General features: G+C 64.7%; 12 protein-coding genes. 4 read left to right on the top strand and 8 right to left on the bottom strand.

The genetic code is table 11. The features are described from left to right. Nucleotides 1–30: 30 nt before the first annotated feature. The gene (locus tag ECTHA_RS17630) at nt 31–1179 is read right to left on the bottom strand and encodes a coiled-coil domain-containing protein (protein ID WP_025281455.1); all 1149 of its coding nucleotides are present in this window, start codon (nt 1177–1179) and stop codon (nt 31–33) included. Continuing rightward, nucleotides 1176–2651: an adenylate/guanylate cyclase domain-containing protein gene (locus tag ECTHA_RS0108030; RefSeq protein ID WP_026623644.1), complete on the bottom strand. Its 1476-nt coding sequence runs from the start codon at nt 2649–2651 to the stop codon at nt 1176–1178. Before ECTHA_RS0108030 ends, ECTHA_RS17630 begins: the two co-directional genes overlap by 4 nt. A gap of 177 nt (nt 2652–2828) precedes the next feature. Between ECTHA_RS0108030 and ECTHA_RS0108025 the strand changes: the two genes are divergently transcribed. Continuing rightward, nucleotides 2829–3767 (top strand): hydrogen peroxide-inducible genes activator, encoded by a 939-nt coding sequence (locus ECTHA_RS0108025; RefSeq protein WP_025281456.1) that lies wholly within the window; start codon nt 2829–2831, stop codon nt 3765–3767. Here ECTHA_RS0108025 and ECTHA_RS0108020 read toward each other — a convergent pair. The 4 genes from ECTHA_RS0108020 to ECTHA_RS0108005 all read right to left on the bottom strand — a co-directional run bounded on the left by ECTHA_RS0108020 (nt 3759) and on the right by ECTHA_RS0108005 (nt 7788). Then, nucleotides 3759–4679, bottom strand: a complete 921-nt coding sequence (locus ECTHA_RS0108020; RefSeq protein ID WP_026623643.1) for a pentapeptide repeat-containing protein — start codon at nt 4677–4679, stop codon at nt 3759–3761. The two genes, ECTHA_RS0108025 and ECTHA_RS0108020, sit on opposite strands and share 9 nt — an antisense overlap. A 20-nt stretch (nt 4680–4699) precedes the next feature. Further along, nucleotides 4700–5236, bottom strand: coding sequence for a Slp family lipoprotein (locus tag ECTHA_RS0108015; RefSeq protein ID WP_238984832.1), 537 nt, complete (start codon nt 5234–5236; stop codon nt 4700–4702). Next, complete coding sequence (locus tag ECTHA_RS0108010) at nt 5229–6086, bottom strand: HDOD domain-containing protein (RefSeq protein WP_025281459.1); 858 nt, start codon at nt 6084–6086, stop codon at nt 5229–5231. Before ECTHA_RS0108010 ends, ECTHA_RS0108015 begins: the two co-directional genes overlap by 8 nt. A 142-nt stretch (nt 6087–6228) precedes the next feature. Further along, nucleotides 6229–7788, bottom strand: coding sequence for a response regulator (locus tag ECTHA_RS0108005; RefSeq protein WP_026623642.1), 1560 nt, complete (start codon nt 7786–7788; stop codon nt 6229–6231). A gap of 190 nt (nt 7789–7978) precedes the next feature. Between ECTHA_RS0108005 and ECTHA_RS0108000 the strand changes: the two genes are divergently transcribed. Together ECTHA_RS0108000 and ECTHA_RS0107995 are read left to right on the top strand one after the other, a co-directional pair. Beyond that, nucleotides 7979–8674, top strand: coding sequence for an SDR family oxidoreductase (locus tag ECTHA_RS0108000; protein WP_025281461.1), 696 nt, complete (start codon nt 7979–7981; stop codon nt 8672–8674). A gap of 17 nt (nt 8675–8691) precedes the next feature. Continuing rightward, on the top strand, nt 8692–9279 hold the full coding sequence (locus ECTHA_RS0107995; protein ID WP_029762393.1) for an FKBP-type peptidyl-prolyl cis-trans isomerase: 588 nt from the start codon (nt 8692–8694) through the stop codon (nt 9277–9279). Nucleotides 9280–9635: 356 nt separating this feature from the next. Here the strand turns inward: ECTHA_RS0107995 and ECTHA_RS0107990 are convergent, their stop codons facing one another. Together ECTHA_RS0107990 and metH are read right to left on the bottom strand one after the other, a co-directional pair. Beyond that, on the bottom strand, nt 9636–11177 hold the full coding sequence (locus ECTHA_RS0107990) for a bifunctional GNAT family N-acetyltransferase/carbon-nitrogen hydrolase family protein (RefSeq protein WP_025281463.1): 1542 nt from the start codon (nt 11175–11177) through the stop codon (nt 9636–9638). A 391-nt stretch (nt 11178–11568) separates the two neighbouring features. Further along, on the bottom strand, nt 11569–15330 hold the full coding sequence (gene metH / locus ECTHA_RS0107985; RefSeq protein ID WP_025281464.1) for a methionine synthase: 3762 nt from the start codon (nt 15328–15330) through the stop codon (nt 11569–11571). Between the two features lie 289 nt (nt 15331–15619). Between metH and ECTHA_RS0107980 the strand changes: the two genes are divergently transcribed. After that, on the top strand, nt 15620–16327 hold the full coding sequence (locus ECTHA_RS0107980; RefSeq protein WP_025281465.1) for an arginyltransferase: 708 nt from the start codon (nt 15620–15622) through the stop codon (nt 16325–16327). Nucleotides 16328–16360: the final 33 nt, after the last annotated feature.

Raw genomic sequence — 16360 nt, 5'->3', positions numbered from 1 at the left:
AACCTTAGCAGGCGCGGGGGTCCCTGTCTGCTATTGCTCTTCAGCCTCGGCCCCATCCGCCTCGTCCGCCTCGTCCGCGTCGTCCGGGATCGGCTCGGGTATCACCATGGGCTCCCCCTCCAGACCACGCAGGGACTCCAGCACCCGCTCCGCGCGCTGCACGTGGGCCTGAAGCTCGGCATGATTGGGGCGCAGTTCCAGCAGTTCACGCCAGGTTTCCACCGCCTGTTCGATCTCTCCGTCCAGGTACTGGCGCCGCCCCTCTTCCAGGCCCAGGGTGATGCGGGTATCGATGGCCTGATCCAGCTCCCGCTGCAGGCGCGGCAGGGATTCATCCCGGGGGCGCGTGCGCTCCAGCCCCTTGAGGTGTCGGCTGGCGGCATTCAGATCGCCTGACTGCATGGCCTCGTGATAGTGATCGAACAATTCCCTCGAGCGGGCCTCCCAGGCCGCCTGGCGTCGGGCATGGTCGGCCTGGCGCTGGGCGGCCTGGACCTGTGCCTTTGCCTGTTGGGCCGAGTCGAGCATCTCCAGGGTGTCATCCGTCGGCCTCAGGGCCTGGGAGAGACTCAGGGCGTCCACGGCCAGGCGCAGCTCCTTCGCCTCCAGGGCCAGGCCACCCAGTTTTTGCAGATCCTGGGCCACTTCCAGGGAGTCCTGGCGGATGCGCCCCAGCTCACGTGCCGCCTCCGCATCCTCGGGATCCACCCTCGCCAGTTCCTCGTAGATGGGCCGCAAGGCGGCCAGGGAACGTCCGCGGGCCAGCATCAGGCGCACCTGCAGGTCGGTGAGGCGCCCTTCATACTGCACCCGGGCCGTCTCCCGGGCCGCCTGCAGGGGGGCGCTGTCCGGCAGCATGACCAGCCCCCGATCATAGACCTCCAGGGCGTCCAGCCACTGCTCGCGCCGCAGCAGGGCCGCCGCCTGCATCAGGATGGCCTGCTCCAGATGCCCGGTCATCCGTTCCAGCCAAGCCTCCCGGGCCTCCATCTGCTGCGTGCGCTCACCCGTGGGCAGCTCCGCCAGAAGGGCCTGGGCGCGCTGGTATTCATGGGCCTTGAAGGCCTCATCCACCTTCTGGGACAGGGTTGTGATCTCCACCTCCAGGGGGGCACAACCGCCCAGTACCAGCAGGCCCAACGGCAGCAGGACAGCCCAGGGTCGCACCAGACGCCTCATGTGATCCGCTCCTTGCACAGCAGCCGCTCGATCTGTCGCTCCATCGCTCCCCGATACAGGTCACTCAGGTCATGCACCTGGCAGGTGGCCACGGGCTGTGTCTTGCCGCGGATGGCAATGGAGCGGTGGGGCTGCCCCCGCACCCGCCAGCGGATGTCCGGGTCCTCGAACAATGCCTCGCAGATCAGCACCTGACCGGGCTCGGCGGCGGTCATCAGGCGCGAGGCCAGGTTCACCGCATCCCCCACCACCGTATATTGCATGCGATCCTCGGCCCCCATGTTGCCCGCCATCATGGGGCCGCTGTTGATCCCCACCCTAAAGCGGATGGGCTCCTGCCCCTCCATGTCCCGCACCTGGTTGAGCCGTGCCACCAGGTGCTGCAGCATGACGCCGCTGGCGATGGCGTGAAAGCGATGGTCCGGATCCTCATCGGTGACGCCAAACACCACCATCACCCCGTCCCCCATGAACTTGTCGATGCTGCCCTGATGCAGCCGGGCGATATGGCTGACATGGGTGAAATATTCATTGAGCAGCCCCGCCACCTTGTCCGGGTCCATGGTTTCGGACATTCGCGTGAAGCCGGCAATATCCGCGAACATCACCGAGGCCTCCACCTGACGCCCCCCCAGTTTCACCCTGTCCAGATTGCTCATGATCTCCCGGGCCACACCCGCCGACACGTAGCGGCTCAGGGCCCCCTCCACCTGGGACTTTTCCAGCAAACCCTGGGCCATGCGGTTGAAGGCCGACATGAGGTGACCGATTTCGTCCCGGCGGCCTTCCGGCAGACGATACCGGTACTCACCTTCGCCGATGGCGCGGGTGGCCTCCACCAGGCGATGCACCGGGCGGGACAGGCGCTGTCCCATGAGAAACGCGGCGGCGCCGCCCAGTACGCTCATGAATACCGTGGTGAGGATGATGGCGTTGGCCGCGGCCCGGGTGCCGGTCTGCTGAGCCGAACGGCTCAAGGTGACCATGGCCGAGCCCAGGGTGATGTCCTGAAAGCGGATCTCTTCCCGGTAGGCGGTCTTCTCGGTATCGGCAAAGTACAGAAAGGTGTGCGGGAAGGGGGCGGGTGCCTTGTCAGCCCCCGAACTGTCCTGCCCATGCTCGGGAATCATGCCGGAATGGGCCAGACGTTCGCCGTCGCGGTCAAAGACGGCCGCGCCCAGCACGGCCTCGCTGCCGGCCAGGTTGGTGATGAGGGCATTGAGGGCCAGGCTGTCGTCGGCGAGCACCAGTTCCTTGGATGACTCTGCCAGCTGCATCACCATGGCCTGACCGAAGTCGTCCATCTGACTGCGCAGCAGGGCACTTTGCTGATTGAGGATCACCACGCCCACCAGGGCCATGCAGGTGACGATCAGCACGCAGATGGTCAGACCAAGCTTGAAGGCGACAGGCACATGATCGGGCAGGATTGCGGCCCATCCGCTCCGCAGCCTGTCGAGCAGGGATGCCATGTGTGGTCTCGCTGGATTGAATGTGGGCCCCGCCATCCGGAGGGGGGCGCAAGTCCTGGGATCATAACACGCCGCCCGGCCCCCGAACGCCCTATGCGACCCATCCACCGCGATGGCCTCCCCTTGCATCCTTCAGTACACTCGAAACACCCCCCTCACCTCTGGATGAGATGCGACATGACCCTGACCGAACTTCGCTACATTGTCGCGGTGGCACGCGAGCGGCATTTCGGACGGGCCGCCGAGGGCTGCAATGTGAGCCAGCCCACCCTGAGTGTGGCGGTGAAAAAGCTGGAGGAGGAGCTTGGGGTGGCGCTCTTCGAGCGCAGCAAGACGGAGGTGAGCATCACGCCGGTGGGGGATCAGGTGGTGCGTCAGGCCCAGCGGGTGCTGGAAGAGGTGGACAGCCTGACCACCATTGCCCATCAGGGACGGGATCAGCTCTGTGGTCCCTTGCGCCTGGGGGCCATTCACACCATCGGCCCCTATCTGCTGCCCCATCTGGTACCCGAGGTGCACCGGCGCGCCCCCGAGCTGCCCCTGATCATCGAGGAGAACTACACCGCCCGGCTGGCGGAGAGCCTCAAGCGGGGGGAGCTGGATGCCATCATCGTTGCCACCCCCTTCGAGCAGCCCGGCGTGGTCACCCTGCCCCTTTACTCGGAGCCCTTCGTAGCCGTGCTACCGGCGGACCACCCCTTGAGCCGGCGGCAGAAACTGGACATCAACGAACTCGCCCGGGAAACCCTGCTGCTGCTGGGCTCGGGGCATTGTTTCCGGGAGCAGGTGCTGCACTTCTGCCCGGACTGCCACGCCACCGTATCCTCCGGCAACAGCATCCAGCACACGGTGGAGGGCAGTTCCCTGGAGACCATCCGCCATATGGTGGTGACGGGCATGGGGGTCACCATCCTGCCCTGCTCGGCGGCGGGGGCAGATCGTTATGCCCAGCACCTGCTGTCCATCCGTCGCTTTCAGGAGCCGGTGCCCACCCGCCAGGTGGCCCTGGCCTGGCGCACCAGCTTCCCGCGCCCCAAGGCCATCGAGGTGATCCGCCAGGCGATCCTCGAGACCCACGTGCCGTGCCTGGAGATGGTCAGCGAACCCTCAGGGTGAATCGCAGGTGCCGATCGAGCCGGGAGCGCAGACGCGACCATCGGTCCAGATGGCGCGACCGAGCAGGGTATCCGTGAGATCGGCATTGTCCAGGCGGGCACCCCGCAGGTCGGCATGGCTCAGGTCGGCATCGGTGAGGTTGGCGCCGATGAGCACCGCCTCCTGAAGTACCGCGCCGGTGAGTCGCGCCCCCTGCAGATCGGCCTGGTCCAGACGGGCACGCCGCACATCCGCGTAGCTCAGGTCGGCATTGGCAAGTTGTGCACCCTCCAGGCGGGCGCCCAGCAGGTCCGTGTTACTCAGGTTCGCGCCGGTCAGGTCCGCGTCGCGCAGATCCATCCCCACCATGCGGCAATAGCTCCAGTTGACCCCCGGCTCGGCCGGTGCCAGACAGTCCGCCAGCACATCCGGCTCAGGTCGCTCCATCACCAGCAACAGCGACAACAACAGGATCAGCAGTCCGGCGGCCACGCCGATCCAGAGCCGCGGCCCCTGTGGGAGAGGGCTGACAGACTCTGGCGACTGCAGCAACTGCACGCGCTGGTAGCGGTGACTGACCAGTTCCGGGGGTTCGGGTCGACGGCGATCTTCCGCCCGCTGATCCGCGTCGGAGGGCAATTCATCCGGATAGGGTCGGGCACGACGCTCGGGGGAGCGCTCGTCCTCACGGCGCCTGGCCTGCAGCAGACGCTCGCGGCCCTCCGGGGTGTCGGTATCATAGAACTCCACCGGGATCAGGTGAGGCTGGGAGCGCACGGCATACCAGCGTTGCCGGTCCAGACTGACCTCGTCGTCCATGCGCAGACGACCCAGCAGCAGATAGCTGCGAATCAGCCTCTCCGGATAAGGTCCCCTCACCTCTCCACTGCGGCGGGTGAACCAGAGTTGATGCTCATTTTCCATAAGCTCCATGCACTCGGTGGCGAGGGTCTTTAGTTGCTCAGTATCACACCAATACCGATGTTGAAGCGCGGCCGCGTGGTGCCCGGCTCGTCCTCCCGAGGCCACAGGTAATGATCTTCCGCCCCCAGCACAGGATAGCGATAGGGGGTTTCACCCACCTGGCCGGTCACCGTTCTTTCCAGCGTGCCGGTGACCGTGAGCAGGCGACCGGGGCTGTAATCCACGCTTTCCAGGTAACCGGGCACGCGGACCATGAAACGGCCCTGGGGCGTGCGTTCGGTCCGGGGGCGCTGCCGACGGTCCAGGGGGTAGGCCAGGATCTCCAACTGGGTGGCCTCTTCCAGATTGCGGGTGTTGACGATCATGCCGCCCCAGACCACCTGCTCTCCTGTTGCCCCCTCGTCAGACATGGCCACCCGTGATGGGGTCAGCATGGAAAGGGTGTCCTGGGTATCAAACTGCGGCCCGGTGGCGCAGCCGACCAACCCCAACACCCCGACCAGCGCCGCTGGCAGCCACCACCGGCGACGCGCGGGCTGTTGCAGGCGATGGATCATGTCACCCATGGTCAAGGATCAGGGCCTCCACTTCCACCACCTGGTGCTGGGCCCGGTCGATGATGGAGGGCAGCACGGAGGGGTCGAGGCCGGAGCGTTCCCAGGCCTCGGCCTGAATGGGCGGCGCATCCCGGGGATCGCGGGTGTCCACCTCGGCCATGTGGGCGACGGTGTTGGCAATGTGCACCAGGGCCACGGCGGCCTGGTGTTCCTGGGCTGCGGCGGGTTCATGATGATAGCGGATGCAGGCCAGCAGCTTTTCAGGCAGATGCCAGAGGGCAGCCAGTTCACCACCCACCTGGGCGTGGTCGTAGCCCAGCACGTCCCGCTCCGCCTTCTGGGGCGGCGTGTGTCCGGCGTTCTGCAGGCCCAGGAGGAAGGCCTCGTGGGCTGCATCGGGTTCGCGATTGAAAATCAGCAAGCGACCGATGTCGTGCAGCAGGCCGGCGATGAACATGGTTTCGCCATCGCGCATCTTCAGGTCTTCGCTGAGCAGTCGAGCCACCAGACCGCAATAGATACTGTGGCGCCAGAAGTCCTCCATGGACATCAGGTCGTTGGGGATGCCGTCGAAGACCTTGGTGACAGTGGTGGCCAGCACCAGGTCGCGGATCTGGCGGGTTCCGATCACCTGTACGGCCCGGGTGATGGTGTCGATCCGGTTGGATAGGCCGTAGAAGGGGCTGTTGGCCAGTTGCAGCAGGCGAATGGTGAGCGCTGGATCCTGGCTGATCACCCGGCCGATGTCCGCTGCGGTGGATTCGTCATCGTCCACCATGGCGTTCAAACGGCTGGCCACCGCAGGCAGGGAGACCAGGCCGGCCCCTTGTTCCACCAGTTGTTCAATACTCAGTGACATGCCATCTCCCGGTTCTCCACTGCCAAGCGTGAGCGGGCAGGCTTCTCTGGATGATAGACCAGATCACACCGCCCGCAGGCACCTGTCGCCATCATACACCCTCAGGTTTACCCAATAGCACCGGGGCACCCAACCGGAAGAACTACAGCAGCGCCCCGCCCAGGAAAAAGGCCAGCAGCATCAGGGCGACGACACCCACGCCAGCCAGGGCCAGATTGCGCTGGAACCGGCGGCGTTGCTGGTTTTCCTCCCAGCGGTGCACGGAGGTGTCTCGGGCGCTTGGGGTGGAGGACGGTGTCGGTGTGGGCGCAGGCGCGGGGGCGGCAACGGGCTGGGCAGGCTGCTGGGGCGTGGCCTTCTCGTCTCCTCGGGAAACGGAGCTTTCCAGGGCATCCAGGGCCTCGGCGAGCTGGGCCTCCAGGTGTTTGCGCTTTTCCGCTTCCTGGCGCTCCAGTTGCTGTTGCCTTTTCTCCATGAGATTCAGTTCGCCGCGCAGGGTGCGCAACTCCCCCCGGGAGGCCTCGCGCTCCTGTTCCATGCGTTCCACCCGCGAGATCGCCTGGACCAGTTCATCCTCCACCTGCAGCCTGGCCAGTTCCGCGGCCTCTGCCCGGGCCTGGAGATTGCCCTGGGATTCTCCGGAGGCTCTGCCGTTGGAGCTGGCCAGGGCGCGCTCGGCGGCACCGGTGCGTTCCCGGGCGGATTCCAGTTCGGCCTTGAGCCGGCGCACCTCGTCGGCATCCCCCTCGGCAGGCTCCCGACGCAGTTGCTCAAGCTCCTGACGCAGGGCGTGGAGTTCTCCCTGGGCCTGATCCCGGGCCGCAGAGGCCTCCTGGATCTGGGCATCCCGCTGCAGCAGTTGGGCGGAGGCTTCCTGCAATTCCCCTTGCAGCCCCTCCAGGCGTTCCTGACTGCGTTCGGCCTGCTCCTGCTGTTCGTGCAGGCGGGTGCGTAGCTGCCCGTTGGCCCGCTGGGCCTCTTCCAGGGCCTCGCGCTCCTTGGCCAGGTCGGCCTCCAGGGCGGCGATGCGGTCCTTGGCGTCGCGTTCGTCCGAGGTCTGCTGACGCAGCATGAGTTCGGTACGCAGTTGGCGCATGTCGCTCTGCAGCCGTTCCCGCTCCTTGACGGCGGCCCGAGCCTGGCTCTGGGCATGTTGCAGTTGGTCGCGCAGGGTCTTGATTTCGGTCTGGGCGGCAGCCAGTGCGGCTGTGTCCGGATGGGGTTCGGCAGCGGGCCGGGGCGTGGCTTCTGCCATGGGGGTGGGAGCCGTCGCTGCGGGGGGTGTTTCTCCTCCTGCCAGCAGTTGCTCGGTGGTGTTCAGCACGTGGTCGGCGCGAAAGGGTTTCATCACCACATCGTTGGCGCCGCGCTCGGCGGCCTTGCGCCGGGTACCTTGGTCGTCCTCGTTGCCGGTGACGATGACCACGGGGAGGGTCTTGAGGCGGGCGTCGTCACTCTCGCGGATGCGCTGCAGCAGGCCGTAGCCGTCCAGCTGGGGCATGGAGAGGTCGGTGAACACGCAGGCGATACCGGGATTCTGCTCCAGCAGGGTCCAGGCCTCCATGCCATCGGGGGCATCCACCACCTGGTAGCGCCGCCGCAGGATCTTGTTGAGCGCCTGGCGCATCACGCGGGAGTCGTCCACCACGAGAATCAGTGGTGCGTCGTCCTGCGGGCCGCTGGTGTCGGCTGGTGAGGTCATTGGCGCGTACCCCCTGTTTCACGGTGGTTGTTCTGGTATCAAGTATGCCCCGGTGCAAGTTTAGCCGTAACCCCTGCGGGGGCGTGACCTACCAGTCTGGTCGGCGCTTCCTTTCGTCGGCGCCTTGATAGCGGCACCGGGGCGGTTCATCATCACCGCCATCATATTCCATCCGGGAGGATTGTCTGACATGTCTGAAACCGTACTCATCACTGGGGCCAACCGTGGTATCGGCCTGGAAATGACCCGTCAGTTTGCGGATGCAGGTTTTCGGGTGTTTGCCTGTTGCCGCAATCCGGAGGGTGCGCGGGATCTGAGCCGGCTGGCCGCCAGCAAGCAGGGGCAGGTGAGCCTGCATCCGCTGGACGTGACCAATCCGGCGCAGATCCAGGCCATGGCGGACATGCTGGGGGATACGCCGCTGGATATCCTGATCAATAATGCGGGGGCCTTTGGTCCGACGACGCCCTTTGGCGATACGGATGTGGAGGCCTGGCTGGACACCTTGCGTGTGAATACGGTGGCGCCGCTGAAGATGATGGAGGCGCTGGTGGATCGGGTGGCTGCGAGTGATCGGCGCTTGATGGTGAACATTACCAGCAAGATGGGCAGCATCGCGGACAATGGTTCGGGTGGGTTGTATGTGTATCGCTCCACGAAGGCGGCCTTGAATGCGGTGGTGGCCAGTGCGGCGCTGGATCTGCAGCCGCGGGGGATCACGGTGGTGGCGATGCATCCGGGTTGGGTGCTGACGGACATGGGGGGTCCCAGTGCGGAGATGACGGTGACGGAGAGTGCGACGGCGTTGCGGGGGTTGATGGATGACATCACGCCGGCGGATGCGGGGCGGTTCATCGATATCAATGGGGCGGATATCCCCTGGTAGGGATCAGGGCGCTGACGATGTTTGTTTCGCTGTTGCGTAATGTGTTGTTTCTGGCGGTGGTGAGTCTGTTTTCGCTGGTGCTCATTTTTGTGGGCGCCCGCAGTTGTGGCTTGACGCCGGAGCAGCAGGCGGATGAGTTGTTGTTGGCGGAGTTGAATATCGAGGAGGGGGATGCGTATCGGTCGGCCAATGCGGCGCGGCCGGGGGTGGTGACCTTGCCCAGTGGGTTGCAGGTGGAGGTGCTTGAGTGGGGTGAGGGGCCGGTGCCGGGGCCGGATGATCGGGTGTTGGTGCATTATCGGGGGATGCATCTGGATGGGCGTGTCTTTGATAGTTCGTATCGTCGGGAGTTGCCGGCGGTGGTGGCGGTGGAGGATACGATTCCGGGCTGGCGGGAGGTGTTGGTGAGTCTTCCGGCCGGGAGTGAGGTGCGGTTGGTGGTGCCTTACAATCTGGCTTATGGGCCCGGGCGAGCGGGGGATGTGATCGGTCCGGCGGAGACGTTGATCTTTGAGTTGGCGTTGCTGGAGGTGTTGGGGCCGGTGGAGGAAGTTGAGGAGGTGCTGGACCCGATGCAGGAGACGGTGCCTGGGCTGGGGCGTTAGTGTGTTTGAGCTTGGGTTCGGGCTCGGGTGGGTTTCGGGGATGGGCCAGTTGGGGTGGGGTATTCCTTTCCGCGGGTCGCCGTGAATACGTCCCTGTAGGCTTGAGCAGCCGCTTCCCGCGGCTGACACCCGCTCCAAGGGATACCCCGCACCAACAGGCTGGACGCATCGTGGTTGGGTTGGTTTCGGGGTCAGGTCAGTCGGGGTGGGGTATTCCTTTCCGCGGGTCGCCGTGAATACGTCCATGTAGGCTTGGGCAGCCGCTTCCTGCGGCTGACACCCGCTCCAAGGAATACCCCACCCCGACTGCCCCGGACACATTGGGGCCCTACAGGGGGGGGGTTGACCTGAAATTCTCAGCGTTTCCAGCGGACGCTGTAGAGGTCCAGGCGGCGGTCGACCAGGTTGCGGACGCTGCCGTGGGTGCGCAGTTCCTTGAGGTTGTCCAGGTCCAGGTCGGCGATGAGGGTCATTTCGGTGTTGGGGGTGGCCTCGGCTGCCACGGCGTCGTGGGGGAAGGCGAAGTCGGAGGGGGTGAACACGGCGGCCTGGGAGTATTGCATGTCCATGTTTTCCACTCGTGGCAGGTTGCCGACGCTGCCGGAGATGACCACGTAGCATTCGTTTTCGATGGCGCGGGCCTGGGCGCAGCGGCGTACGCGCAGGTAGGCGTTCTTGGTGTCGGTCCAGAAGGGGACGAACAGGACTTGCAGGCCTTGTTCGGCGAGGATGCGGGGCAGTTCGGGGAATTCCACGTCGTAGCAGATGAGGATGCCGATCTTGCCGAAGTCGGTGTCGAAGATGCGCACGTCGTTGCCGCCGCGCAGGCCCCAGTAGGCGCGTTCGTCGGGGGTGATGTGCAGTTTGTATTGTTTGTCCCAGCTGCCGTCGCGACGGCACAGGTAGGAGACGTTGCGCAGTTCCTGGTCTTCGTACTCGGGCATGCTGCCGGCGATGATGTTGATGTTGTAGGACAGCGCGAGCTTGACCATTTCCTGGCGCAGGGGCTCGGTGTATTCGGCCAGGTGGCGTACGGCTTCGGCGGTGTTTTCCTGATTGAACTGGGCCATCAGCGGGCCGTTGAAGAATTCGGGAAACAGGATGATGTCGGACTGGTAGCCGGAGACGGCATCGACGAAGTATTCCACCTGCTGCAGCAGGTCATCCAGGGAGTGCAGCGGCCGCATCTGCCATTGCACGGCGCCCACGCGCACCACCTGCTTGGTGCCGCCGATGAGTTTTTCCTTTTCGTCGTAGTAGATGTTGATCCACTCGAGCAAGGTGGCGTAGGCCTGGGATTCCTTGTCGTCGGGCAGGTAGTCGTTGATGATCCGGCGTACATGGAAGTCGTTGGAGAGCTGGAAGGTGAGTACCGGGTCGATGATTTCCTTGGATTTGACCAGTTCCACGTATTGCTGCGGGCTCATTTCGTCACGGTGCTTGTAGTAGCCGGGGATGCGGCCGCCGGCGACGATGGCGCGCAGGTTGAGCTTTTCGCACACTTCCTTGCGGGCGTCGTAGAGGCGGCGACCCAGGCGCAGGCCCCGGTATTCGGGGTGCACGAAGACGTCGACGCCGTAGAGGGTGTCGCCGTCGGGGTCGTGGGTGGTGAGGTAGCCTTTGCCGGTGATTTCCCAGTAGCGGTGCCGGTCGCCCCAGCGGCGGTAGTCGACGATGAGGCTGATGGCGGCGGCCACGACCTTGCCGTTGTCCTCGATGCAGATCTGGCCTTCGGGGAAGCGCTGGATCTGGGATTCGAACTGTTCCCGTGTCCAGGCGCCGTCCAGGCCCTGGTATACCGCCTCCATGATCTCTTCGATGTCCTTGTAGTCATCGAGGCGCGTGTTGCGCAGGGTAAGGCGGTGTTCGTCGTGTTCCGATTCGGGGGCGTCCGACATGGGGTGTTGCTCCGGCACAGGATGGGGTTTGGGTGGCCGATTAGGATAGCGGAAAATGCGGTTGGCAGGGGGCTCTGGCCAGGGGCTTGCGGGACGGCCCTGGGGTGGGCATGACCTGCGCCGGGACGCCGTGAATCCTTCCCTGGAGGCTTGACGACCGCATCCCTGCGGTCGACACCCGGCGCAGGTCATGCCCACCCCAGGGCCTGCATCATTGCCTACCTCTTTCCCTCTTCCCCCTGGCGGCGAGCCCGCCGGGAGAGAGCGCGGAGAGAGAGGACACTCACCTCCAGAGCCTGCACCATGCTCCCCTCTCCCCTCGGGGAGAGGGGCCGGGGGGGTGAGGGCGCGGGAGCCCAGGGGGCCACACAATGCAGCCCCCTGCCCCGGATCAGTCCGGATCGTAACCCAGGTTCGGCGCCAGCCAGCGCTGGGCGTCGTCCAGGTCCATGCCCTTGCGTTTGGCGTAGTCCTCCACCTGATCGCGATTGAGCTTGCCCACGCCGAAGTAGCGCGACTCGGGGTGCGAGAAGTAGAACCCGGAGACCGACGAGGCGGGGTCCATGGCGTAGCTGTCGGTCAGGGTCATGCCGGCATTTTCCACCGGATCGATCAACTCCCACAGCAGGCCCTTCTCGGTGTGCTCGGGGCAGGCCGGGTAGCCGGGTGCGGGGCGGATGCCCTGGTATTTCTCCTTGATGAGTTCCTCGTTGCTGAGGCCTTCATCGGGGGCATAGCCCCAGAACTCACGACGCACCCGCTCGTGCATGTGCTCGGCAAAGGCTTCCGCCAGGCGGTCGGCCAGGGCCTTGAGCATGATGGCGGAGTAGTCGTCGTGGGCCTTTTCGAAGCGCTCCACGTGCTTGTCGATGTCGCCGCCGGTGGTCACCGCGAAGGCACCCAGGTAGTCGTTCAGGCCCGTGTCCCTGGGGGCCAGGAAGTCGGCCAGGCACATGTTGGGGGCCTGGCGCGGCTTGCGGGTCTGCTGACGCACGTTGTGCAGGCGCATCAGTTCCTGGTTGCCAGCCTCGTCCTTGAACAACTGGATGTCGTCGTCGTTCACGGTGTTGGCGCGGAAGAAGCCCACGACGCCACTGGCCTTGAGCCAGCCCTCGTCGATGATCTGCTGCAGCATCGGCTTGGCGTCCTCGAACAGCTTGCGGGCCTCTTCGCCCACGACTTCGTCATCCAGGATGCGCGGATAGGCGGCGTGCAGGTCCCAGGCACGGAAGAACGGGGTCCAGTCGATGTAGTCCACCAGCCTGTCCAGCGGGTAGTCCTCGAAGCGCAGCAACACGCTGTCCTGGCCCTCGGTGCGCAGGATCTTCGGGGCCGGGCCGCCCTTGTCCATGCCGGTGTCGCCATCCAGCACCGCCGGGCGCGGCGGGGTGTAGCCGGACCAGTCGATGGGGGTCTTGTTGGTCCGGGCCTCGTCCAGCTTGAGCCAGTCCTGCTTCTTTTGACGGGCGCCGTGCTGCTCGCGCACCTCGGCGTATTCCTTGGAGATCTTCTCGGCGTAGGGGCCGCGCAGTTCCGGGCTGACCAGGCTCTGGGCCACGCCCACGGCGCGGGAGGCGTCCTTCACCCAGACGGTGGGGCCTTCGTACTGGGGCGAGATCTTCACCGCGGTGTGGGCACGGGAGGTGGTGGCGCCGCCGATCATCAGCGGTGTCTTCAGGCCCACGCGCTGCAGTTCGGCAGCGAAGTTGGACATCTCTTCCAGGGAGGGGGTGATCAGGCCGGACAGGCCGATGACGTCCACCTTGTGCTCCTGGGCCGCCTCGAGGATCTTCTGGCCCGGCACCATCACGCCGATGTCGATGACCTCGAAGTTGTTGCACTGGAGCACCACGCCGACGATGTTCTTGCCGATGTCGTGGACGTCGCCCTTCACGGTGGCCATGAGGATGCGGCCGTTGTTCTGCGAGTCGTCGGTCTTCTCGGCCTCGATGTAGGGGATCAGATGGGCCACGCCCTTTTTCATGACACGGGCGGACTTGACCACCTGGGGCAGGAACATCTTGCCGGCGCCAAACAGGTCGCCGACCACGTTCATGCCGTCCATCAGCGGCCCTTCGATCACCTGGATCGGACGCTCAAAGGCCTGGCGGGCCTCTTCCACGTCTTCCACCACGTAGGCGTCGATGCCCTTGACCAGGGCGTGCCGGAGGCGCTCGGCCACGGGCAGTTCGCGCCAGGACAGGTCTTCCTTCTTGGCCTCGGCGCCGCTGCCACGGAATTCCTCGGCCATGTCCAGCAGGCGCTCGGTGGCATCATCGCGGCGGTTGAGGACCACGTCTTCCACGGCCTCGCGCAGCTTCTCGGGGATCTCGTCATACACCGCCAACTGGCCGGCGTTGACGATGCCCATGTCCATGCCCGCCTTGATGGCGTGATACAGGAACACGGCATGAATGGCCTCGCGCACCGGGTTGTTGCCCCGGAAGGAGAACGAGACATTGGACACGCCGCCGGACACCAGGGCGTGCGGCAGGGTGTTCTTGATCTCGCGGGTGGCCTCGATGAAGTCCACGCCGTAGTTGTTGTGCTCCTCGATGCCGGTGGCGATGGCGAAGATGTTGGGGTCGAAGATGATGTCCTCGGCCGGGAAGCCCACCTGTTCGGTGAGAATCTTGTAGGCCCGCTGGCAGATCTCCACCTTGCGTGCCTGGGTGTCGGCCTGACCTTCCTCGTCGAAGGCCATGATGACCACGGCGGCGCCGTAGCGACGCAGCATCTTCGCCTGGTAGATGAAGTTTTCCTCGCCTTCCTTGAGCGAGATGGAGTTGACGATGCCCTTGCCCTGGATGCACTTGAGGCCGGCTTCGATCACTTCCCACTTGGAGGAGTCGATCATCACCGGCACCCGGGAGATGTCCGGCTCGGCGGCGGCCAGGTTCAGGAAGCGCGGCATCACTTCCATGGCGTCCAGCATGCCTTCGTCCATGTTCACGTCGATGATCTGGGCGCCGTTCTGCACCTGCTCGGCAGCCACTTCCAGGGCGGTTTCGAAGTCGCCATCCTTGATCAGGCGCTTGAAGCGGGCACTGCCGGTGACGTTGGTACGCTCACCCACGTTGACGAACAGGGTGTCGGGGTCGATGTTGAAGGGCTCAAGGCCCGACAGGCGACACGCTGGTGGGATGTCGGGAATCTGGCGCGGTTCGTATTCCTTGACCGCTTCGCGGATGGCGCGGATGTGATCCGGCTGGGTACCACAGCAGCCGCCGACGATGTTCAGATGCCCTTCCTTGGCCCAGCGTGCCACCTCTTCGGCCACCTGCTCGGGGGTCTCGTCGTAGCCACCGAATTCGTTGGGCAGACCGGCGTTGGGGTGGGCCGAGACGCGCGTGTCGGCGATGCGGGAGAGTTCCTCCACGTAGGGGCGCATGTCCTTGGGCCCCAGGGCGCAGTTCAGGCCCACGGAGAAGGGCTGGGCGTGGCGCAGGGAGTTCCAGAAGGCCTCGGTGGTCTGACCGGTGAGGGTACGGCCGGAGGCATCGGTGATGGTGCCGGAAATCATCACCGGCCAACGCTCGCCGCGCTCGTCAAAGACGGTTTCCACGGCGAACACCGCTGCCTTGGCGTTCAGGGTGTCGAAGACGGTCTCGATCAGCAGGATGTCCACGCCGCCGTCGATCATGTTGTCGGCGGCTTCCTTGTAGGCTTCCACCAGGGCATCAAAGTGGGTGTTGCGCTTGCCCGGGTCGTTCACATCCGGGGAGATGCTGGCGGTGCGGTTGGTGGGGCCGAGGATGCCGGCCACGAAGCGGGGGCGATCCGGGGTCTTTTCCGTCCAGACATCAGCCGCTTCGCGTGCCAGGCGCACCGCTTCGCGGTTGATCTCCGGTACCAGGTCTTCCATCTCGTAGTCGGCCATGGCAATGCGGGTGGCATTGAAGGTGTTGGCCTCAATGATGTCGGCGCCGGCTTCGAGGAATTTTTCATGAACTTCCCGAATGATCTTGGGCTGAGTCAGAACCAGCAGATCGTTGTTGCCCTTGACGTCGCAGGACCAGTCAGCGAAACGCTCTCCGCGGTAGTCGGCCTCTTGCAGGCCGTAGTTCTGAATGGTGGTGCCCATACCCCCATCCAGGATCATGATGCGGCGTTCGATCTCTTGCTCAAGCTTTCTAAGTCGGTCGGAATTCATAAAAATCAGTCCCGTTGCTTCACAGATAGCCGCATATCATAACATGTTTGAATAAACGGATTTTTACACCCCGCAAACCCGCGCCACGCGGGGCTTTCACCTGATCCAGATCAGAGATTTCAAAAGGGCGCTGTCCTACGCTTATAGCATGGTTCGCGAGGCATGTTCTGGGTCTCCTGCCTCCGGGCCATATACCTGATTGATTTGCGGGTTCTCCATCCTCACTCTTGCGGGCCGCACACCTTTGCGGCCCTTTTTTTGACGCCAAAGGAAACACCGGAAAGTGCATGTGCGCCGGAAGGAATCCCTGATCTTTTACGCCACCGTCCCCGATGTGTGCCCCTATCTGGGGGATCGGGACATGGTGAGTGTGTTTGCCGATCCTCATCAGCCCATGGACCCGGGCCTGTACGGGGGATTGATCGAACTGGGTTTTCGTCGCAGTGGCAATCACGTGTATCGCCATCAGTGCCGGGGCTGTCATGCCTGTGTTCCGGTGCGTCTGCCCGTGGACCGATTCCGCCCGGATCGCAATCAGCGCCGGGTGGCCTCACGCAATCAGGACATCACTGCGCAGATCCGCTCACCGGCCTTCGACCTGGAACATTTCCGACTCTACGAGCGCTATGTGAATGCCCGTCATCACGGGGGCGGCATGGATGAGCCCTCACCGGAGAGCTACTGGGGTTTCGTGGCCAGCCACTGGTGCTCGACCTGGCTGGTGGAATTTCGCCTGGGCGAGCAACTGGTGGGTGTGGCGGTCACGGATCAGGTGCCCGTCGGGTTGTCAGCGGTATACACCTATTTCGACCCGGACCTGGCCAGCCGCAGCCTGGGCACCCTGGCCATCCTATGGCAGGTGCAGGCAGCCCGGCGCATGGGGCTGCCCTATGTCTACCTGGGTTTCTGGAACGCGCAGACACCCAAAATGGCCTACAAGATCCGCTTTCAACCGGCCGAGGGCCTGGTGGACGGGATCTGGAAGCCGGTGCCTTAGCGGCCTTGGGACCCGCCGCCGCCGGCCCGGCCC

Source organism: Ectothiorhodospira haloalkaliphila ATCC 51935 (genome assembly GCF_000633935.1).
GTDB lineage: Bacteria > Pseudomonadota > Gammaproteobacteria > Ectothiorhodospirales > Ectothiorhodospiraceae > Ectothiorhodospira > Ectothiorhodospira haloalkaliphila.
The sequence above is the reverse complement of the archived record's forward strand: the minus strand, read 5'-3'. Positions and strand labels throughout refer to the sequence as shown.

Bases quoted from the DNA above. Each gene is read 5' to 3' on its own strand.
- ECTHA_RS0108000 (WP_025281461.1), top strand. From the start codon at position 7,979: ATGTCTGAAACCGTACTCATCACTGGGGCCAACCGTGGTATCGGCCTG.
- ECTHA_RS0108030 (WP_026623644.1), bottom strand. From the start codon at position 2,651: ATGGCATCCCTGCTCGACAGGCTGCGGAGCGGATGGGCCGCAATCCTG.
- ECTHA_RS0108025 (WP_025281456.1), top strand. From the start codon at position 2,829: ATGACCCTGACCGAACTTCGCTACATTGTCGCGGTGGCACGCGAGCGG.
- ECTHA_RS0108010 (WP_025281459.1), bottom strand. From the start codon at position 6,086: ATGTCACTGAGTATTGAACAACTGGTGGAACAAGGGGCCGGCCTGGTC.
- ECTHA_RS0108005 (WP_026623642.1), bottom strand. From the start codon at position 7,788: ATGACCTCACCAGCCGACACCAGCGGCCCGCAGGACGACGCACCACTG.
- metH (WP_025281464.1), bottom strand. From the start codon at position 15,330: ATGAATTCCGACCGACTTAGAAAGCTTGAGCAAGAGATCGAACGCCGC.
- ECTHA_RS17630 (WP_025281455.1), bottom strand. From the start codon at position 1,179: ATGAGGCGTCTGGTGCGACCCTGGGCTGTCCTGCTGCCGTTGGGCCTG.
- ECTHA_RS0108015 (WP_238984832.1), bottom strand. From the start codon at position 5,236: ATGGGTGACATGATCCATCGCCTGCAACAGCCCGCGCGTCGCCGGTGG.
- ECTHA_RS0107995 (WP_029762393.1), top strand. From the start codon at position 8,692: ATGTTTGTTTCGCTGTTGCGTAATGTGTTGTTTCTGGCGGTGGTGAGT.
- ECTHA_RS0107990 (WP_025281463.1), bottom strand. From the start codon at position 11,177: ATGTCGGACGCCCCCGAATCGGAACACGACGAACACCGCCTTACCCTG.
- ECTHA_RS0108020 (WP_026623643.1), bottom strand. From the start codon at position 4,679: ATGGAGCTTATGGAAAATGAGCATCAACTCTGGTTCACCCGCCGCAGT.